The organism is Flammeovirga sp. AWQ4_249 (assembly GCF_056161045.1).
In genome coordinates, this window is the sequence record NZ_JBSWYJ010000007.1 from 81,389 (window position 1) to 101,222 (window position 19,834).

At 31.6% G+C, this 19,834-nt stretch carries 16 protein-coding genes; 9 read left to right on the top strand and 7 right to left on the bottom strand.

Annotation, left to right across the window (positions count from 1 at the left end; translation table 11 throughout):
* Window positions 1-233 precede the first annotated feature (233 nt).
* The 4 genes from ACXAHM_RS07860 to ACXAHM_RS07875 form a co-directional block, all read right to left on the bottom strand.
* On the bottom strand, window positions 234-1,370 hold the full coding sequence (locus ACXAHM_RS07860) for a glycerate kinase (RefSeq protein ID WP_474959870.1): 1,137 nt from the start codon (window positions 1,368-1,370) through the stop codon (window positions 234-236).
* A gap of 6 nt (window positions 1,371-1,376) precedes the next feature.
* Window positions 1,377-2,495, bottom strand: coding sequence for a DNA-processing protein DprA (gene dprA, locus ACXAHM_RS07865; RefSeq protein WP_474959871.1), 1,119 nt, complete (start codon window positions 2,493-2,495; stop codon window positions 1,377-1,379).
* Window positions 2,496-2,613: 118 nt separating this feature from the next.
* On the bottom strand, window positions 2,614-3,396 hold the full coding sequence (gene rsmA / locus ACXAHM_RS07870) for a 16S rRNA (adenine(1518)-N(6)/adenine(1519)-N(6))-dimethyltransferase RsmA (RefSeq protein WP_474959872.1): 783 nt from the start codon (window positions 3,394-3,396) through the stop codon (window positions 2,614-2,616).
* A 109-nt stretch (window positions 3,397-3,505) separates the two neighbouring features.
* Window positions 3,506-7,003: a VPS10 domain-containing protein gene (locus ACXAHM_RS07875; RefSeq protein ID WP_474959873.1), complete on the bottom strand. Its 3,498-nt coding sequence runs from the start codon at window positions 7,001-7,003 to the stop codon at window positions 3,506-3,508.
* A gap of 314 nt (window positions 7,004-7,317) precedes the next feature.
* On the opposite strand from ACXAHM_RS07875, the gene pdxA reads away from it, so the two are divergent.
* The 3 genes from pdxA to ACXAHM_RS07890 are packed head-to-tail and all read left to right on the top strand — an operon-like array spanning window position 7,318 to window position 9,586.
* A complete protein-coding gene (pdxA, locus tag ACXAHM_RS07880) occupies window positions 7,318-8,679 on the top strand; it encodes a 4-hydroxythreonine-4-phosphate dehydrogenase PdxA (protein WP_474959874.1) in 1,362 nt (453 codons plus the stop codon).
* Window position 8,680: 1 nt separating this feature from the next.
* Window positions 8,681-9,118, top strand: coding sequence for a hypothetical protein (locus ACXAHM_RS07885; RefSeq protein WP_474959875.1), 438 nt, complete (start codon window positions 8,681-8,683; stop codon window positions 9,116-9,118).
* 3 nt (window positions 9,119-9,121) lie between these two features.
* Entirely contained in the window at window positions 9,122-9,586 is a 465-nt protein-coding gene (locus ACXAHM_RS07890; protein ID WP_474959876.1) for a Fur family transcriptional regulator, read from the top strand.
* 21 nt (window positions 9,587-9,607) lie between these two features.
* On the opposite strand, the gene ACXAHM_RS07895 is transcribed toward ACXAHM_RS07890, so the two are convergent.
* Window positions 9,608-10,723 (bottom strand): DegT/DnrJ/EryC1/StrS family aminotransferase, encoded by a 1,116-nt coding sequence (locus ACXAHM_RS07895; protein WP_474959877.1) that lies wholly within the window; start codon window positions 10,721-10,723, stop codon window positions 9,608-9,610.
* The gene (locus tag ACXAHM_RS07900; RefSeq protein WP_474959878.1) at window positions 10,724-12,004 is read right to left on the bottom strand and encodes a UDP-N-acetylmuramoyl-tripeptide--D-alanyl-D-alanine ligase; all 1,281 of its coding nucleotides are present in this window, start codon (window positions 12,002-12,004) and stop codon (window positions 10,724-10,726) included.
* Window positions 12,005-12,200: 196 nt separating this feature from the next.
* Here ACXAHM_RS07900 and mdh point away from each other — a divergent pair, with 196 nt between their 5' ends.
* The 6 genes from mdh (at window position 12,201) to ACXAHM_RS07930 (ending at window position 16,812) form a co-directional block, all read left to right on the top strand.
* Window positions 12,201-13,133, top strand: coding sequence for a malate dehydrogenase (gene mdh / locus ACXAHM_RS07905; RefSeq protein WP_474959879.1), 933 nt, complete (start codon window positions 12,201-12,203; stop codon window positions 13,131-13,133).
* Window positions 13,134-13,330: 197 nt separating this feature from the next.
* Window positions 13,331-14,665, top strand: a complete 1,335-nt coding sequence (gene hemG, locus ACXAHM_RS07910; RefSeq protein WP_474959880.1) for a protoporphyrinogen oxidase — start codon at window positions 13,331-13,333, stop codon at window positions 14,663-14,665.
* Between the two features lie 115 nt (window positions 14,666-14,780).
* Complete coding sequence (fsa, locus tag ACXAHM_RS07915; RefSeq protein WP_474959881.1) at window positions 14,781-15,437, top strand: fructose-6-phosphate aldolase; 657 nt, start codon at window positions 14,781-14,783, stop codon at window positions 15,435-15,437.
* Window positions 15,438-15,529: 92 nt separating this feature from the next.
* On the top strand, window positions 15,530-15,733 hold the full coding sequence (locus tag ACXAHM_RS07920) for a fructose-6-phosphate aldolase (RefSeq protein ID WP_474959882.1): 204 nt from the start codon (window positions 15,530-15,532) through the stop codon (window positions 15,731-15,733).
* A gap of 1 nt (window position 15,734) precedes the next feature.
* Window positions 15,735-16,448 carry a cell division ATP-binding protein FtsE gene (locus tag ACXAHM_RS07925; RefSeq protein ID WP_474959883.1) on the top strand — a complete coding sequence of 238 codons (714 nt, stop codon included), beginning with the start codon at window positions 15,735-15,737 and terminating at the stop codon, window positions 16,446-16,448.
* The gene (locus ACXAHM_RS07930) at window positions 16,441-16,812 is read left to right on the top strand and encodes a DUF983 domain-containing protein (protein ID WP_474959884.1); all 372 of its coding nucleotides are present in this window, start codon (window positions 16,441-16,443) and stop codon (window positions 16,810-16,812) included. Before ACXAHM_RS07925 ends, ACXAHM_RS07930 begins: the two co-directional genes overlap by 8 nt.
* Before the next feature lie 46 nt (window positions 16,813-16,858).
* On the opposite strand, the gene ACXAHM_RS07935 is transcribed toward ACXAHM_RS07930, so the two are convergent.
* Window positions 16,859-19,714, bottom strand: a complete 2,856-nt coding sequence (locus ACXAHM_RS07935; protein WP_474959885.1) for a WD40/YVTN/BNR-like repeat-containing protein — start codon at window positions 19,712-19,714, stop codon at window positions 16,859-16,861.
* Between the last annotated feature and the right edge of the window lie 120 nt (window positions 19,715-19,834).

Genomic DNA, 19,834 nt, shown 5'->3' on the forward strand with positions numbered 1-19,834 from the left:
ATTAGTTACTTTTTAAAAATGCTAATTCAAAAAATTAACATTGATAGATAGTTGATTGAAAGTCAATGCTTAATGTAGGGTGAAAAAATGAAGTTTAATCAAAGAGGTAATAATTACCATCTTAAATCTTTGTAACTCATATTTAAAGACGATACATTCCTATCATATTAAACCGCAATTTGATAAAAAAATAGTGATATTTACTATATTCAGTGTGAAAATCTGTTAATATTTTATAAGGTTTTTTTGTTCGTGATTTTTGTAAGTTTAGCTATTTGTTTTGTGAGAAATTGAATGTTTGGGATAGTGTTTTTAATGGCTTCTTCTAGAGTGCTGAATTTTCTATTAATATTAAAAATAGAATAGAAGGGATGTTTATCTTCATCAGTTAAATGATTACTACCAACAAAACATAAACATGGTCGATTACATTGCTTTGCATATTGACCTATTACAAATGGAGCTTTTCCTTTTAAGGATTGACTATCGATTTGACCTTCTGTTGTAATGATTAAATCTGCATCTTCAATATCTTCATGGATATTTAAAACCTCCATTACAAATTGACTCCCTTTCATGGGTTCAGCATGTAAAAATGCCCAAAACCCTGCTGCAGTTCCACCGGCTGCACCTCCACCAATAAATTGTGTTACTGCTTTGCCTGTTAATTTTTGAGTCAGTTGACTGATATGGATTAAGTTATATTCCAGTAGTTCAACTTCAGTTTTAGATGCTCCTTTTTGAGGACCAAAAGTTTGTGCTGAACCTTCTTTACCTAATAATTTATTTTCAACATCTATGGCCATGAAGAATTTAATTCCTTCAATTTTTTTCTGTAAAACACTTAAATCTAATCCTAAAATTAGATCTAAGTTGCGACCATTTGGAACGATTTCTTTATTTTCAAAGGTGACAAATCGAACACCTAAAGCATAAAGAGCTCCCATGCCAAAATCGGTAGAAGCACTTCCACCAAGTCCTAAAATGAATTCTTTACAGCCGTCTTCAATAGCTTGATCAATAACAATTCCAAATCCTTCTGTATTACTCTCTAATGCATCTAATTGATTATTGCCAATTGTTTGAATCCCACAATTAGAAGCCAAATCAATTACAGCGGTAGCTTTATTTATTCTGTAATAATGCCCTCTATGTATTTCTCCTATAGCATTTTTTGTTTCGACATCTATTCGTTTACCTCCTTTAACTGTTCCAATAACTTCAGCAAAATTATCACCTCCATCTGCCATCGGTTTGACAATTACTTCATCCGTTTTTCGAACTTCTAACCAAGCTTCTTTCATTGCTTGACCAATTTCTATAGAAGAAACTCCATTTTTAAATGTATTTGGGGCTAAAACGATTTTCAAAATGTCTTAATTTAATGAGTAAATATTTCCTGCTTTTAATTTCACTACACCTTTAAGTTCAAGTTGAAGTAAAGTACTAGCCAACTTGGGTAAAGGAATCTGTGATTGTATTGCAATTTCTTCAATTTGTAGGGGATGATCAACAATTACATCAGTAATTTTTTGTTCCAAAGGAGAAAGATTACTTTTTTGGAACATAGACATTTGATTATTTTGCTGACTTTCTTGATCCCAATTCAATTCTTTAATGATATCATCTACAGAAGAAAAAAGGTGAGCTTTGTGATATTTGATCAAATTATTACAACCTTCAGATAGGGGGTCAGTAATCAAACCAGGAACAGCAAATACATCTTTATTATAACTATTCGCAATATCTGCAGTTATAAGAGCACCTCCTTTCTTTTTGGCTTGAACCACTATAATCGCGTCAGATAAAGCTGCAATTATTCTATTTCTAGCTGGGAATTTAGGAGCATCAGGTTGAGAATACATATTATTTTCTGAAACTATACCACTTTTATTATCTTCTAACATTTCTCTTACAGTACGTTGATGTACTTTTGGATAGACCATACTTAAGCCATTTGCCATAACTCCAATAGTGCCTAAGTTACATTCTAATGCTGCTCTATGTGCATGGATATCAATACCATAGGCTAAACCACTGATTATGTTAATACCATTTAGTTCTCTTAGTTTCTCAACTATTTTCTTCGTAACGTATTGCCCATAGTTTGTAGCGGCCCTTGAGCCAACGATAGCAACATTTTTTTTCCCTTTTAAACCAAGTGATTTTCCTTTTACATAAATTAAATAAGGAGAGTCTTTTTGATGTTTAAGACGTTCAGGAAACTCTTTATCCAAATAGGTTAATATTCTAGTGTCATGTTTAGAAGCATATTCAAGTTCTTTTTGGGCTGCATCAATCTTATTTTTGGAGTGGATAATAGTTTTCGTTAAAACCTCACCGATATTGGGAACCTTTATTAATTCCTTAAATGAAGCGTTAAATATTTGCTCAGCACTTCCAATATGGCTGATAAGTTGTTTACAAGTTGCTCCACCAATTCCACTTATATTATTAAGCCAAATTTCATAGATTTTATGGGAGTTATTTATCATGATAGTTAATTTTTATGAATCATTATTCTAATTAGTAATACAATTTAGGGATAATTTTAGAGATTCAATAAAATATCATGCATAAAAAAGGAGTTGAAATTACTCAACTCCTTTATAGTTATTTTCTAGTAGCTTCAATTCTGACTGTCAAATCAATAAAATCTTCAACAGATAGCTCTTCCGCTCGTTTTTTAAATATTGGATCTTCTAGTAACTCTGCAGGTAATCCATAAGGTTTCATTGCATTACGAAGCGTTTTCCTTCTGGTACTAAAAGCTTGTTTTACCACTTTAAAGAAAGTTTCTTGTTTACATGGTAACTCTTTTCTGTCATTTCTCTGTAAACGAATTACAGCAGAATCAACTTTAGGAGGTGGTATAAAAACACCTGGAGGTACAGTGAAAAGATATTCTACATCATAAAATGCTTGAACTAATATTGTTAAGATCCCAGCAGTTCTTCCACCTTTTTTTGTTGCAATTCTTTCAGCGACTTCCTTTTGGATCATACCAACACATTCTGTGATTTGATCTTTATGTTCTAATATTTTAAAATAAATCTGTGTAGAAATATTGTAAGGGAAGTTGCCTATCAAACCTACAGGGTGAGGAGCGATCTTGTCAAAATCTAACTTCAAAAAGTCACCTTCAATAATCTGATCTTTAGGGAGACCTACTTCATTTTCAAGGTAAACTACAGATTCTGTATCGATTTCAACTACTGTGGTTTTATACTCTTCTTTTTTCATAAGACGAGTAGTTAAAACACCTGTACCAGGACCGATTTCATATATTTCTTTATAACCACCAAATTGTGTCATGCCATTCACAATGTCATCTGCAATTTGTGGATCATCAAGGAAATGTTGTCCTAAATGCTTCTTAGGTTTGACTCTTGCCATAAATGCTTTAATTAATATCAGATAAAGCTATAAATAATTTTCATTCAAAAAACGTACATTAAACTAAACTTACCAAATCAGCTAACATACGTTTTTATCTTTCTTTAAATTATTCAATAATTACTTTAAATGTATTTTGACTTTCATCTGTATTAATTATCAATACATAAACTCCTTTATTTAATCCACCTAAGTCAAGAGGAATCTTATTTTTTCCTGAGAATATTTTAACGTCATCAATTCTTTTTACTTCTCTTCCATTTAAATCAACAATAGAAAATGCGGCATCTTTTGATAGATCTGATGTTATTTCTACATACGTTGTACGATTAGAAACTGGATTAGGATAGACATTTATTGCAGAAAAAAGAGCACTTTCATTTGAGGTTACATTACCTTCTTCTAATGACTGAATATTGAGATAAGTAATGGCCCATCCCCAGTTAGATGCCTCTTCATCTGAATTAATTTTAAAACGAACTAATATAGTATCACCAGTACTATAGTATTGACTTAAATCAATTTGATGTTTCACCTCTAAAGTTTCGGCTCCGTTTGATCCTCTTTCTGAGTATAATTGCCATTGTTCATTTAGGCTACTATTATATAACCCACTAATACTTACCCAATCTTCACTTCCTCTTTTAGCTTCAACACTAACATAACCATCTTCACGAGACATTAATGTAACATCTTTATAATAGAAGTTTGGATTATCTTCTTTTATGATTATTGGCGTTTTTAAATAAGAATATTTTGGAGAAGCTTCTTCAAATGGATGTTGAGAATGTAATCCGGCAAAAGAAAAACCTGAAACTGAAGACCTAAATGAAATACCTTCGTTATGGAAATCAGCTACAGTTGAAAAGTCTTTAAAATCATTATAATATTCATCCATAGCTTCGTTAAACTGAACTCTACTTGTTTTAAAGATTTTACTTTTATACTGTAAATTATTTTTGTAGCTGATTAGTTGTATTTCACTATTTCCTTGAAGTGAATCATTATTGATAGAAATAAGATTTTCACCCTCACTAAATGATCTATTAAAAGATTCAATATGTCCTTTGTTTCTGTTTACAACAACAATAGAATCAGCATCTGTTTGAATTTCAAATGTAATTTCATACCCATTGACATTTGAGAACTGATCTGTGATTTTTGGTTGAGGATTCTCTGGAATATCTACAGACCAAATACCTCTTCCGTGTGTACCAACATACACTTGGTTGTCGCTGTACTTCATATCCCAAATACAAACAGCAGGAATTTCACCTTCTAGTGGATGCCATGATTTACCTGCATCTAATGATTCAAATATTCCAATCTCAGTCCCAGCCCATAAATAATCATCATTATAAGGGAAGACTAATAGATCATAAACAGCTACATTTGGAAAACCGGTAGCTGATGAATCACTCTCACCAAAACCAGAAAGTTCAACCCAATTGAATCCATAATCAGTAGTTTTTAAAATTTTAGGATGATTAGGGTAGGAGAATAAAACATAAGCTGTTTGTTTATCAATAGGGTCAGTTGCAATTCCAGATATAAACCCAGTAATATCTTGTTCATTATTGGCTCTAACGCCATTAAATTGATCACCATTATTTACAGAGACTTGTATTCCTCCGTCTCCAAAGTAAAATCCAGCCCAAACCACGTTAGGGTCTGCATTTGAAACTTTGATATCCATAAATGAAGAAAGAATCCATCCCTGATTATTGATTTCTGTTAATGACCAATTCTCACCAAAATCATCTGATTTCCAAACACCAGAAGCACCAACTGCAAATACTACATCAGGATTTTCTTTGGAATTAGCAATTTTTGTAATAAAAGGTGCGTCATCTCCGGTATCTAATAAACCATCATTACTTCTAAAATAGGTATTACCACCATCATTACTCCTGTAAATGATATTGTTGTAAATTGAACCTAATATTTTATTTCCATCTGCACTATTCCATACAGCTTCAAAACCATCACCACCTAAAAACTTTTGATATTGAGACTGACTAGTTGGGTTTACTGACGAAATCCATGTTCCGTTGTCTTGAGATCCACCAACATATTGATTTGCACCAGTTTTTTTATCAATTCCATAAAATTGAGTTGTATTGTAACCAGTACCAGCAAAAGTCCAGTCACCATCATTTTCACCTGGATTTTTTCCTGTATTAGAATAGTAAACACCTCCGTCATTTGTATTTATAATGTAGAATGTTGAATCTGAGGTTACTACTGGGAGTAAATAATGGTGATCAGGGTGAAAACCTTCAATAACACGGCCATTTTCAAAAATGATAGAACTATTTAGATCATTGTCTCCATATGCATCAGAAACTCGTTGAAAATTAATTGTATTCGTTCCCTCAGTAATATTAATTTTCCACAGATCAACACCACCTACATAGAAACTTAACGTATCAAAAGGGTGAGAAGAAATAGTGTTGTCGTACCAGCCTTGTCCTCCTAGATATCGTTGATAATTTTCCTCAGCTTGAAGGAATGTCCAATTATCACCATTATCACGAGATATATATAAATTTCCATCACCGCTACCGGCACCATCACCAGCGATTGAAGCGTACATATACCTTGAATCTACCTCTGATATAGAGATCTCAACTCTTCCATTTGTAAATATCCCTTCAACTTCATTCCAAGATTGACCTCTATCTGTAGATTTAAAAATACCAATGTTTTTTGCCGCAGCAAATTGAATATTAAAATCATTAGGATCTGCAATAACCTGATGGATAGCAAAGTTAAAATTGCCATTATTCAATCTATATGTTCTTGTCCAAGTTTCACCACCATCGTTACTTATGAAAATAGAGGATCTGTATGATAAACCATTAGGATTTGCTGAAGTACAAACAGTTAGATTATTTTCATTTTCAGGGTCAACGATAATTCTGTTAACTACTTGAAAATCTTGATTGTCAATTGTGTTCTCTAATGAAAACCACGAGTTTCCTCCATCAATTGACTTGAAAATTCCATCACCTTTAACACCATCTAAATTTCCGTAACCTTCTCCAGTACAAGCATATAAAATTGAGGGGTTACTTTCAGATTGAGCAATATGTGAAATAGATAAATTAGGTAAATCTTCAGTTAATGAATACCATGATTCACCTTTATCTTGTGATTTCCAAATACCTCCCGAAACAGATCCAGTTATCCAAGTATTACCTGTTTTATCTAGTTTGTCAACTATAATTGTTCTAGTTCTACCTGGTACATTATTTGGACCTCTTTCTATCCAAGGCTCTGAAGTAATTGGATTTGTTTTAAGTATTCTACTATTACTTTTTTGGAGAATATGTTGAGCCTTAATTGTTTCTTTGAGTTTATATCCATCAGGATATTTTTCATTATTTTCTCCTATTTTCAAGGATCGCATTACCTCTAAAAATTGGTCTGGCTTGTCAGATTTTGCATAACCATTTTTTCTCTTTTCTTGTTTTTTCAAAAAAGTATCAAGAACAATGTCATTAGAATTTTTAATGTTGTTAGTTTTCTGATCAAAATACTTATGTGTAGCGAAAGTAGTGACTACTAAAAGTATTGAAATAAAAAAGTTTTTTAGTTTAAACATGTGATATAAAGTTGATCATACGAATTGGTTGTAGGTATGAAAGTTTTTTGTTTAGTTGAATTGTTTAATTTATTCTTAAATATTTATTTATAGATGAATATAAATTCAAATAAAATCATAATTATTTAGAAGTAAACTATATTTACAATTATTTAGAAATATTTTTTTATTCTATATACTTTTAAAAGTAGTTTAAATTTTATTATTAATTTACTAGAATAATACAATAAAAAAGCTTGAAAAGTATTACTTTTGACTCTAGAGTGTTTAATGCTAACGAAGGCATACTTTAAAAATTAGGTCTATCCTATATTATGAAAGACAATAAAAATCAAAAAAATAGAAGGTCTAACAAACCAAGAATTGGTATAACAATCGGAGACTATAATGGTATTGGTCCTGAAGTTATCGTGAAGGTTTTGCAAGACAAAAGAATAACTAATTTCTGTACTCCTGTTGTATATGGCTCTGGTAGAATCCTTACCAAATACAAAAGAATTTTAGGAATTGAAGATTTTACATATCATCAATACAATAACAATAGTTATTTACATGATCAAAAAATTAATGTAGTCAACTGTTGGAGTGAAGTACAAGAATTAGATCCTGGTAAAATTAGTGAAGATGCTGGAAAGTGTGCTTATTTATCAATTGCTAAAGCTACAGAAGATCTAAATAAAGAAGTTATTGATGCAGTAGTAACAGCTCCAATCAATAAAGAAAATATTCAAAGTGAAGATTTTAATTATGCAGGACATACTGAGTATTATCAGGAAAATTTTGCAAATGGAGGAGACACTTTAATGACTCTCTGTGATAATGAACTTAGAGTAGGTGTTGTTACAGGACATATTCCGTTAAAGGATGTCGCTCAAGCTGTAACAAAAGAAGCAATAACTTCTAAATTGAATGTATTTATAAATTCTTTAAAGAAGGATTTTGGAATTTCTAAACCCAAAATCGCTGTAATGGGATTAAACCCTCATGCAGGTGAAAATGGTTTACTAGGAGATGAAGAACAGCATATTATTTCTCCTGTTATCAAAGAATTTAAGAAACGTGGTAATTTAGTATTTGGTCCTTTTCCAGCAGATGGATTTTTTGGAACAATGTCATTTAAAAATTATGATGGTGTTTTATGTATGTACCATGATCAAGGGTTAATTCCTTTTAAATTACATGCATTTGAGAGTGGAGTTAATTATACTGCTGGTTTAAATATTGTCAGAACTTCACCAGATCATGGAACTGCATATAATATTGCAGGAAAAGGTATTGCTGATGAGAAATCTTTCAGAGCAGCTCTTTTACAAGCTGTTGATATTGTAAAAGTTAGGAATGGTGAAATTACAAATCAAATCAGACCTAATGCAAAACAAATGTTGCAAGACCGTAAAGAACAACTTAAAGTTCAGAAGACACTTGAAGTAACAACTGAAGGTACTGAGGAATTTGACTTAAGTGAGTTAGAAGCAGGAGAAAGAAAAGAGGAGCAGGTAACACGTCAACAAAAAATGCTTGAAAATAAAGGTAAAGGTCAAAATCAAGGGCGCCCTGATCGTAGACCAAATCCACAAAATAGAGAGCATTGGAAACCTCGTAAGAATTTTAAAGGTGGACCAAGAGGTGACAATCAACAATCTCAAAGACCACAAAAACAGAATAAACCTCAATAAAATGAGAGTATTAATAAGTAGTTTCTTATTTTCTCTTTTAGTATTAACTTCATTTACATCAGTAGAGGATGGACTATGGAAAAAACTATTAAAAGTAGATTGGGAATATAAATACAGTGAAGAATTTGAAATGGATGTTCCTTTTCCCATTTTTTCAGATGAAATGAAAAAGATGGATGGTACACAAGTTTCAATCACTGGGTTTGTTTTACCTGTAGAGACAGAAGATGGATCTTTAATGATTTCAGCATATCCTTTTTCAAGTTGTTTCTTCTGTGGAGGAGCAGGCCCTGAATCTGTTATTGCAGTTTATCTTAAAAATCCAAGAGAGATTAGCGAAGAGGAAGCTACATTCAAAGGGACTTTACATCTTAATGATGAAGAGACTGGTTTAATTTATGAATTAAAAGATGCTGTAGAAGCAAATTCAAATTACTAGGATATGGAAGAGATTAAAGAAATTTTCATTAAATATCTTGAGGAGAAAAAATTAAGAAAAACTCCTGAACGATTTGCGATTATGGATGAAATATACAGTAGAGGAGGGCATTTCGATGTTGAATCATTGTATATTAACATGAAAAATAAAAATTATCGAGTGAGTAGAGCTACTGTTTATAATACTTTAGATTTACTTCTTGATTGTAACCTTATTACAAAGCATCAATTTGGAAAGAACTTAGCTTTATATGAAAAAGCACACGGGTTCAAACAACATGATCATTTGATTTGTAAGCATTGTAATAAGATTCTAGAATTTTGCGACCCACGAATTCAGAAAATTCAACAAATGGTTGAAGAAATTTACAACTTTGAAATTGAAAGTCATTCTTTAAATTTCTATGGAAGCTGTAATGATGATAATTGCGAAGGCAAAAAGAGAAAAGAGGAAGAAATTATGCAATAAATAAAAGGCTTGTAAGTGAAATTACAAGCCTTTTTTATTATGAAATTCATTGATCTTTAGACAAATAAATTTAATATTTTCTTCTGTTAAACCAATATAAAGAGGTAGACTTAATAGTGATTTTGAAAGTAATTCAGTGACAGGGAAGTCTCCCTTTTTATATCCTAAACTTTTACAAGCTTTCTGTAAATGAGTTGGTATCGGGTAATGTATTAAAGTTTCTATCTGATGTTGTGCTAACCATTCTTTTAACTGATCTCTTTTCTTTACTTGAATAACAAAGAGATGGAAGGAAGAATAGTTTTCAGTATCTACAAACTGAAGTTTTATTGAATTTAGATCTAAATACTTTTTATATAAAGAAGCTAGATCATTTCTTTCTTTATTCCATTGATCTAAATATTCCAATTTAATAGACAAAACAGCTGCTTGTATCTCATCAAGTCTAGAATTGCAACCATCTACATCAGAAATATATTTATCAGAACTACCATAATTTCTGATTTTCTCTACTTTTTCTTTTAATAATTTATCATTTGTAGTAATTCCACCACCATCACCTAAGGCTCCAAGATTTTTGGCAGGATAGAAACTCGTTGCATTGATTATCCCAAAACTACCCGTTTTTTTTCCTTTATAAAGACTACCATGCGCTTGGGCATTATCTTCAATAAGATAAAGTTTATGCTGAGAACATATATTTAATAACTGATCCATAGAGCATGGGCTCCCATACATATGAACAGCGATTATACATTTTGTTTTTGAAGTGATTTTATCTTCTATCTCATTAATATTGAGATTAAACGTATTTGAATCTGTATCAACTAAAATAGGTTTTGCACCAACTTCCATTATTGCCAAAATAGTAGCAATAAAAGTATGAGAAGGAACAATTACCTCATCACCAGATTCTATACCTAATGATTTTAAAGAAATTTTTAAGGCATCTAAACCATTCCCAACACCAATACAATAGTTTACATCAGAATAAAAAGCATACGCTTTCTCGAATTCATTAAGTCGAGGTCCTAATATGTAATAATTAGATGCATAAGATTTAAGTAAAGCTTCATCTACTTTATCTTTGATTTGTAAATGCTGTGTTTCGAGTGAAAGAAATGGAATTTTATGCATTTATAATAGATCTTTTATTTCTTCTAAACCCATACTTCTTGACCCCTTAATTAAAATTAAGTGATTTTCAATAGTATGTTCTGCTAAATATGCCTTTAATTCACCTTTATTTTCAAAAAATAATCCACCATCAATTTTATGTTGATTGAATCTTTCTCCCACGAAGATATTTATATTAAAACCTTTCTTTAGACCTATGTTGACGATGTTTTGATGTTCAGCTTCACTGATTTCTCCTAATTCAAACATATCGCCCAAAATAAAACCTTTAGGTTGACTACTATCTATTTTCTTCAAGTTGTCAATTGCAACTTCAACAGAAGATGGATTAGCATTGTAAGCATCAAGAATTAATGTGTTTTTGTCAGTTTTAGAAATCTCTGATCTGTTGTTGTCAGGTTGATATGAAGCAATAGCTTTATTCATATTTTCGACAGAAACACCTAATTTTTTGCCTACACAAAAAGAGGTTAAGATATTTTCAAAGTTATAGGCTCCAAATAGTTTAGTAGATACAATATTATCTTGACGATCTTTATAAACGATAAATGGATTAACTTCTACAAATTCTAAATTTGCATAATCATATTCTTGTCCATAATAGACTGGAGATTTCATCCTTTTTGACATATTAAAAAGAATGTCATCATTTGAGTTTATATAAATGAGTCCATCATTTTTGATGAGATAATCGAAAACTTCACTTTTAGCTCTAATATTTGCTTCAAAACTTCCAAAACCTTCAATATGATCTTTACCAATATTTGTCACAAATCCCTGATTAGGTTCCGCAATTTTACATAATTCAGCAACTTCTCCAACGTGATTGTCACCCATTTCTATCAAAGCAACTTCTGTGTCAGTAGGCATTGAAAGTAGGGTAAGAGGCACGCCGATATGATTATTAAAATTACCTTTTGTAGCGTGGGTCTTAAATGTTGTCTCACAAATTTTCAATAATATTTCCTTTGTAGTTGTTTTTCCGTTTGATCCGGTTACAGCAATTACTGGTATGTCAAATTGGTTTCTATGATAGTTTGCAAGTTGTTGTAATGTTTCTAATACATCATTAACTAATATATATTGGTCTGAAATTGCAACTGTTTCATCGTCGACTACAGAAAATGAAGCCCCTTTTTCTAAAGCAGATTTTGCATATTTATTTCCATCAAAATTTCCGCCTTTTAAAGCAAAAAATAAAGATCCTTGAGGAACATTTCTAGAGTCAGTAGTTACTATACTGTTTTCTAGGTATATAGCGTATAATTTTTCAATATTCATATCAAAAAAGTGTTTTTTTTATGCAATCTGTTAAGATATTTTCTTTTATGCAATTATATCAAAATTAAAAAGCTGACAAAAGTCATGTTTATGATTTCCGCTAATCATTCAAATAAGTTATAAAAATATCGCAAATTGCGACTGTAAAACATTTACAAATAAACTTTATAATTAATTTTTTTAAATCTCGCATAAAATGAAAGTAACTGTAGTTGGAGCAGGTGCAGTAGGTGCAAGCTGTGCAGAATACATCGCAATCAAAGACTTTGCTGATGAAATCGTATTAGTTGATATCAAAGAAGGGTTTGCAGAAGGTAAGGCTATGGACTTAATGCAAACAGCATCATTAAATGGTTTTGATTCTACTATTACTGGTGTAACAAATGATTATGCGGCTACAGCAGGTTCAGATGTTGCAGTAATTACTTCTGGTATTCCAAGAAAGCCAGGTATGACTCGTGAAGAGCTAATTACTACAAATGCAAACATTGTTGAAACTGTTGCTAAGAATTTAATTGAAAATTCTCCGAACGTTATCATCATCGTTGTTTCTAACCCAATGGATACAATGACTTATTTAGCTGCTAAAGCTACAGGTCTTCCAAAGAACCGTATTATCGGTATGGGTGGTGCATTAGATAGCGCTCGTTTCAAATATCGTTTAGCTGAAGCTTTAGGTTGTCCTCAATCTGACGTTTCAGGTATGGTAATCGGTGGTCACTCTGACGTAGGAATGGTTCCACTAATCGAAAAAGCAGTTCGTAATTCAGTTCCAGTATCTGAATTCTTATCTGAAGAGCAAAAAGCTGGTATCGTAGAAGCTACTAAAGTTGGTGGTGCTACGCTTACAAAATTATTAGGTACTTCTGCTTGGTATGCTCCAGGTGCAGCTGTATCTGAATTAGTAAAAGCAATTGCTTTAGATTCTAAGAAAATGTTCCCTTGCTCTGCATTATTGGAAGGTGAGTATGGTTTAAATGATCTATGTATCGGTGTACCTGTAGTATTAGGTAAAAACGGTATCGAAAAAATCGTTGAAATCGAACTTTCAGAAGACGAGAAATCAAAATTACATACATCTGCTGAAGGCGTAAAGAAAACAAATGCTCTTTTAGATGTAAAAGCTTAATTTTAGATTAAGAATAAAAAAATACCCATCGTTACGTGTAACAATGGGTATTTTTTTATTAAGAACCTTTATCTATTCAAATCAAATTATGTTTTAATTTAAGCAATAGGTTATCGTTGAATTTTTTACATTTGTAGTAGACATCAGAATTCAATCTTGATGAAATGAAATAAAAAGAATAATTACTTCATAATAATATGAGAATAGGTGTTATTGGAGGAGGAATCTCCGGTTTGACGGCTGCTTATTATTTACAAAAAAAAGGACATAACTGCGTTGTTTTAGAAGCTAGCGATAGAACAGGTGGATGTATATATACTGAAAATATTGATGATAGGCTTTATGAGAATGGACCTAATTCATTACTATTTACAGAAGACCATATCGAATTAATTAATGAATTAGGTTTAAGTGATGAATTACTTGAAGCTAAAAGTGTTAATAAAGATAGATTTATATTGAAAAATGGTGAGTACAAAATTTTACCTTCTGGACCTAAATCTTTTATAACGACTAATTTCTTTAGCTGGAATACAAAACTGAAGATTCTTTCTGAAATGTGGAGGAAGAAAAAAGCAAAAGAGGAAAATGAATCTCTTTATGACTTTTTCGAAAGACGTTTTAATAAGGAGATCTGTGATTATGCCGTTGATCCATTTGTGAGAGGTATTTATGCTGGAGACCCTAAAAAGCTAAAAGTAAAAGCTTCTTTTCCTATTCTATATAAAGCTGATAAAGAATATGGATCAATAATTAAAGGCTTGATTCAGATTCGAAAGGAAAATAAAGAAAAGGGTATTAGTACTAAACGTAAGAATGCATATAGTTTTAAAAATGGAATACAAGCCCTTACAAATGCTTTAGCATGTAAATTGGATATCTATTTTAATTCTGAAGTTGAAAGTATTACTATAGTTGATGATATTTTTTCAGTAAAAACATATGGTGAAGAACATTTATTTGATAAACTAATCATTGCAACACCACCTGAAGCTACTGCAAAAATTCTAAAATATTTAAACCCACAAGTTTCAGATGCTTTAGACAGTTTAAATACTCCACCTATGTGTGTAGTACATTCAGTTTTTAAAAAGGAAGATGCCCAAAATGCTCCAATTGGTTTTGGAGGTCTTAATCCATCTATTGAGAAAACTTTCACAGCAGGTTCTATTTGGACATCTTGTATTTTTACAGATAGAGTTGAAGAAAATGAAGTGCTGATAACAACGTTCGTTGGAGGATCTCATACTCCTGAAAATGCTAGGTTGGATGAAGGTGAAATTAAAGAAAAAGTAGCAAAAGAATTGATGAATACTTTAAAAATGTCAGGAAAGCCAATTCATCAAAAAACATACAAATGGAATAAAGCAATACCTCAATACGATCAACATGTTTTGGAAGTATGGGATGCGATAGATAAAAATCCTATAGAAGGGCTTTATTATAATGTAAATTGGAAAGATGGTATAGCAGTTCCTGATTGCATAGATAAGAGTAAAATATTGGCAGATTCTTTTCAATCAGAGCTTTAGTTCATCAAAACAAATATTTATTAAAATCTACATTAAAAATCTAAGGTATTTACTCAAAAATGCCTTTTGTTTTATGTATGTTTGTCATAGAATTCTTAAATAGACGATATTACTTATGAAATTTTTTATTGACACCGCAAATCTTGATGAAATCAAAGAAGCTTACGCAATGGGTGTTCTTGATGGTGTAACAACTAACCCTTCATTAATGGCAAAGGTTGGTGTAAAAGGACAAGAAGCTGTAAATGCTCACTACAAAGCAATTTGCGATATTGTAGATGGTGATGTAAGTGCTGAAGTTCTTTCTACAACTTATGAAGAAATGATCAAAGAAGGAGAGATGCTAGCGGCAATCGATCCAAAGATTGTTGTGAAAGTGCCTATGATTGAAGATGGTGTAAAAGCGATCAAGTATTTCTCAAGTAAAGGTATTGATACAAACTGTACATTAATTTTCTCAGCAGGTCAAGCATTGTTAGCAGCAAAAGCAGGAGCAACATACGTCTCTCCATTTATCGGTCGTTTAGATGATGTTTCTACTGACGGTTTACAACTTGTAGAAGATATTGTATCTATTTTCGAAAATTATGGTTTTGGTACTCAGGTTTTAGCTGCTTCAGTAAGACACCCAATGCATATTATGGATTGTGCTGCACTTGGTGCTGATGTTGCAACTTGCCCATTAAAAGCTATCAAAATGTTATTAAACCACCCATTAACGGATAAAGGTTTAGCTCAATTTATTGAGGACGCAAAGAAAATGGAAGGGTAGTATTCAATTTTGAAACTATCTTACTTTTGATATTATTTAGGGACATTGGAAGCAGTGTCCCTACATTTTTATAAATACATAAAAGGATATGTATGTATATTATTAAAGTAAAGGGTAAAGCAAAAATACCTAATTATATACAGCTGAGAGACGAAAATTTCGTTTTAATCGCTTATTTTAGAGCTGACAGACCTTTAACTAAACTAGAAAAGTACGGTCTTGAAGGAAAAGAGGAAGTTTTAAAAGAAGTTATCGAAAACTTACCTTTTGGTAAAATTCAAAAGTTAGAAATTTAATATGGATCAAATTGTAACACTTCGTGATGTTAAAGTAGTTTTTGAGGGAGCAGTAATTCTTAAAAATATTAATTTTGATATTGCAAGGGGAGAATTTATCTATTTACTAGGAACTACAGGTAGTGGTAAATCAACTTTACTTCGTCTTTTATATGCGGATTTAATTCCCTCAGAAGGAATTGTTCGCGTCAATGATTATCAAGTAAATGATCTCACACCTAAAGATATTCCTTTTTTAAGAAGATCTGTGGGAGTTATATTTCAAGACTTTGAATTACTAACAGATCGAAACGTTGAAGAAAACTTACTCTTTGTCATGAAGGCAACAGGGTGGACTTCAAAAACTAAAATGACCAATAAGGTGGATGAATTACTTGAAAAAGTAAAGCTTCCAAAGTTGGCCAAAGAAAAACTACCTCACCAACTTTCGGGAGGTGAACAACAAAGGGTAGCTATTGCAAGAGCGCTTGTAAATGAACCTGATTTAATAATTGCGGATGAGCCAACAGGCAACCTTGATCCAAAGGTATCTCGTTCTATTCTTGATTTATTCAAAGAGATCAATGAGAATGGAACTAGTATTATCATGGCAACTCATCAGCATTCCTTTTTGAGACTAAATCCAGAAAGAGCTATTATTTGTGAAAATGGAAATATTAAAGATATTTCTAAAGAGCAAGTGCAACAAAAAATAGACTTAAACAAAAATGAGTAAATCTAAACTTCAAGCCATTGTTCAAAAGAAATGTCCTTCTTGTAGAGAAGGTGATATCTTTAAGAACTCAGCATTATCATTCAGTTTCAATAAAATTAATTATAGATGTAAAAACTGTAATGCAAACTTAGAACCCGAAGCAGGTTTTTATTATGGTGCAATGTATGTAAGTTATGGTATTAACGTAGCACTAATGTTTGTAATGTTAGTCTTTACATATGTTATTTTGAAACCGGAAGATACTTTGACTTATGTAATCATGGCAATTGTACCAATGATTGTTTTGTTACCTTTTACTTTTAGACTTTCAAGATCCATCTATTTACACCTTTTTGGTGGTCTTGAGTATAAAGAAAAAAAGTAAATTAAAAAAAACCTTCATCATTTAAATCATGATGAAGGTTTTTTATTTAAGGAATCTTTTTCTTTTTCACTCTTTTGTAAGGAGCCTTTTTCTCAGCAACTTCAAAATCTATGAAAGATGTATCACTTCCTTTTTCAACTTTAATTTTATACTTCCCTGCTGTAAGGTAATATATACCATTGTCAGTTGTTTTGTATTTAAAATCAAATTGCTTTTCTAAAATCTTCTTTGCTTTATTGTCTATTGATAAATTATATTCAATATAATTAAAACCCTTATCTAGTTCTGTATTAAAAGATTTTACAATCTTTTCATCTAATAAGATAGAGAATTTAACATTAGATTTCTCATTCACAAAAACAGGTAGCTGTATCTTACTTTCAATAGGTTGCCCCCATTCAAAATACCCTTCAATCATTCCCCATTTTTTGTTTTCAGTCACCTTGTCAACATTAAATATTTTTATTGGTGTCGAAAAGTCGTTTTCAGAAAAAGTTTGGCTTTGATTTAAGTCGCCAACATAGATTGCACGTCCATGAGTACCAACAATAATTTCATTATCTCTAGGATGTACAACTAAATCATGAACTGCTACATTTGGAAGGTTCCCTAAAGTCATAAAGCTCTCGCCTTGATTATAAGAAGCGTAAAGACCATTATCCGTTCCTATGTAAAGTATTTGATCATTTTTAGGATCTTCTTTCAGTACATTTATTGGTTCATCAGGTAAATCTGTACCTAATTTTCTCCATGTTTTACCTTTATCATTAGAACTATACAAGTAAGCAGAAAAATCATCATTTCTATAACCATTCAAAGCTACAATAACCTTATTCACATCATATTTTGAAGCAATAACTCTACTAACCCAGAGATCTTTAGGTAATCCATTTGAAATATCTTCCCAAGAAGTTCCAACATCATTAGTAACGAAAACCTTTCCATCATCAGATCCTGTATAGATTAAACCAAATTGTAGAGGAGATTCAGAAATAGAAGTCAAAGTACCAAAAGGGACATTGCCTTTTTTACCTTTATTTGTCAAATCACCTGATAATGCTTCAAAAGATTCACCTTTATTCATAGAACGATGAAATCTATTTGAACCGAAATAAATGATATCATTATTATGAACAGAAACTTGGATAGGAGATTGCCAATTCCATCTTAACGGCTTTTCACTTAAATTGTGTTTTGGAGTTATATATTTTTCAATACCTCTTTTAGTGTTTACTCTATAATAATTTCCAAATTGATATCCAGTGTATACCGTTTCATTATCTCTAGTGTCAATTCCAATTTGCATACCATCTCCACCCATAATCTCTTGGAATGGATATTTTCCAGAGTTTTGCCATTCTCTGTCAATTTTTGACTTAGAAGAACCAACCCAAACACCGTTATCTTGAAGACCTCCATAGATGTTATATGGTTTAGCCATATCTACATTGACTGCATAGAATTGACCTACTGGGATTGAATTTGCCTTGAAGTAGTTATCACCTCCATCATAAGAAATATTAATACCTCCATCGTTACCTACAACAATATGATCTTTGTTGTTAGGATTAATCCAAATAGCATGATGGTCTACGTGTACATTAGGATCGCCTTTGTCCTTCCAAGTTTTTCCACCATTAGTCGATTTTAAGATAGGAACTCCTAAAATATAAAGAGTTTGATCATCAGATGGACTTACTCTGATATTGCCAAAGTAGTAACCAAATGTATAAACAACTCTATTTAGATAATGATTGTGTGTTTTTTCCCAAGTTTTCCCTGCATCTGTTGATTTATATACTTCGGCACCTTTAATTTCAGTGTTAAAAAGGTCGTCTTCAGCATCTCCAAGATATTCAACAAGTGCAATAGGAGTGTACTTGTTACTTTCTATATCTTTTTTGATTGTTTCTGATGTATAAGCTTTAGGGAAATTATAATGATCTAGATATCGATCTATATTCTCATTTTCTAATGATAAGAAGTCCTCAGAACTCATTGTTATTAATTGTTCTCGCGTTAAAGGTAATTCTTCTTTTTCCTTTTGTTCTTCTTTTGGATCCTGATTGTCTAAGAATGCATATAGTACATCAGAATTTTGATGTGAAATGGCAAGTCCTATTCTTCCTACTCCTTCTGTTGCTGGAAAACCACTTTTTTTGACAGTTAATCTATTCCATGTATCACCGCCATCTATTGATTTATAAATTGCAGATTCTTTTCCTGAAGCTTTAAAATTCCAAGCTTTACGGGTTCTTTCCCATGCCGAAGCATATAAAACTTTTGGATTCTGTGGGTCTATTATTAGATCAATTACCCCCGTACTATCAGATATAAATAGAGATTGCTTCCAAGTTTTACCTCCATCAGTTGTTTTATAAACGCCTCTATTTTTGTCTTTTGAATATAAATTTCCAATTGACGCTACCCATAATGTATTTTGATCAGAAGGGTGAAGAATAATTCTACCAATATGTTGAGTTTCCTCTAAACCAGAATGTGACCATGTATTACCATTGTCATCAGACTTATAAAGTCCTAAACCTGCGTAACTTGATCTACTAGAATTGCTTTCTCCAGTTCCAACCCAAATTGTTTTATTTTCATTGTCCCAATTCACAGCTATATCACCAATAGTCATAGTAGCTTCTTGGTCAAAAATAGGAGTGAAGTCTACACCTGATGTTGAAGTATACCAAAGGCCACTTGATGCGTAAGCAGCGTAAAATTCACTTGGATTAGCAGGGTTAACATCTACATCAGTAACACGACCACTCATAATAGTGGGGCCAACATTACGAAAAGGGATATTTTTTAAATAAGACTTTTCATTTAATTTTTGATGTTTGTAAAATTGTTGGAGTCGATTCTCATTTGATTGAGCATTACTAAAAGAATACAATGTTAGATTCAGTAGTATGCAAAAAATAAGCTTTTTAGAACTTATAATCATATTATTTAAAAATTGAATTGATAATGTTTAAAGATACTATTTTAAGTAGTTTAAAAAGGAATTATAAGT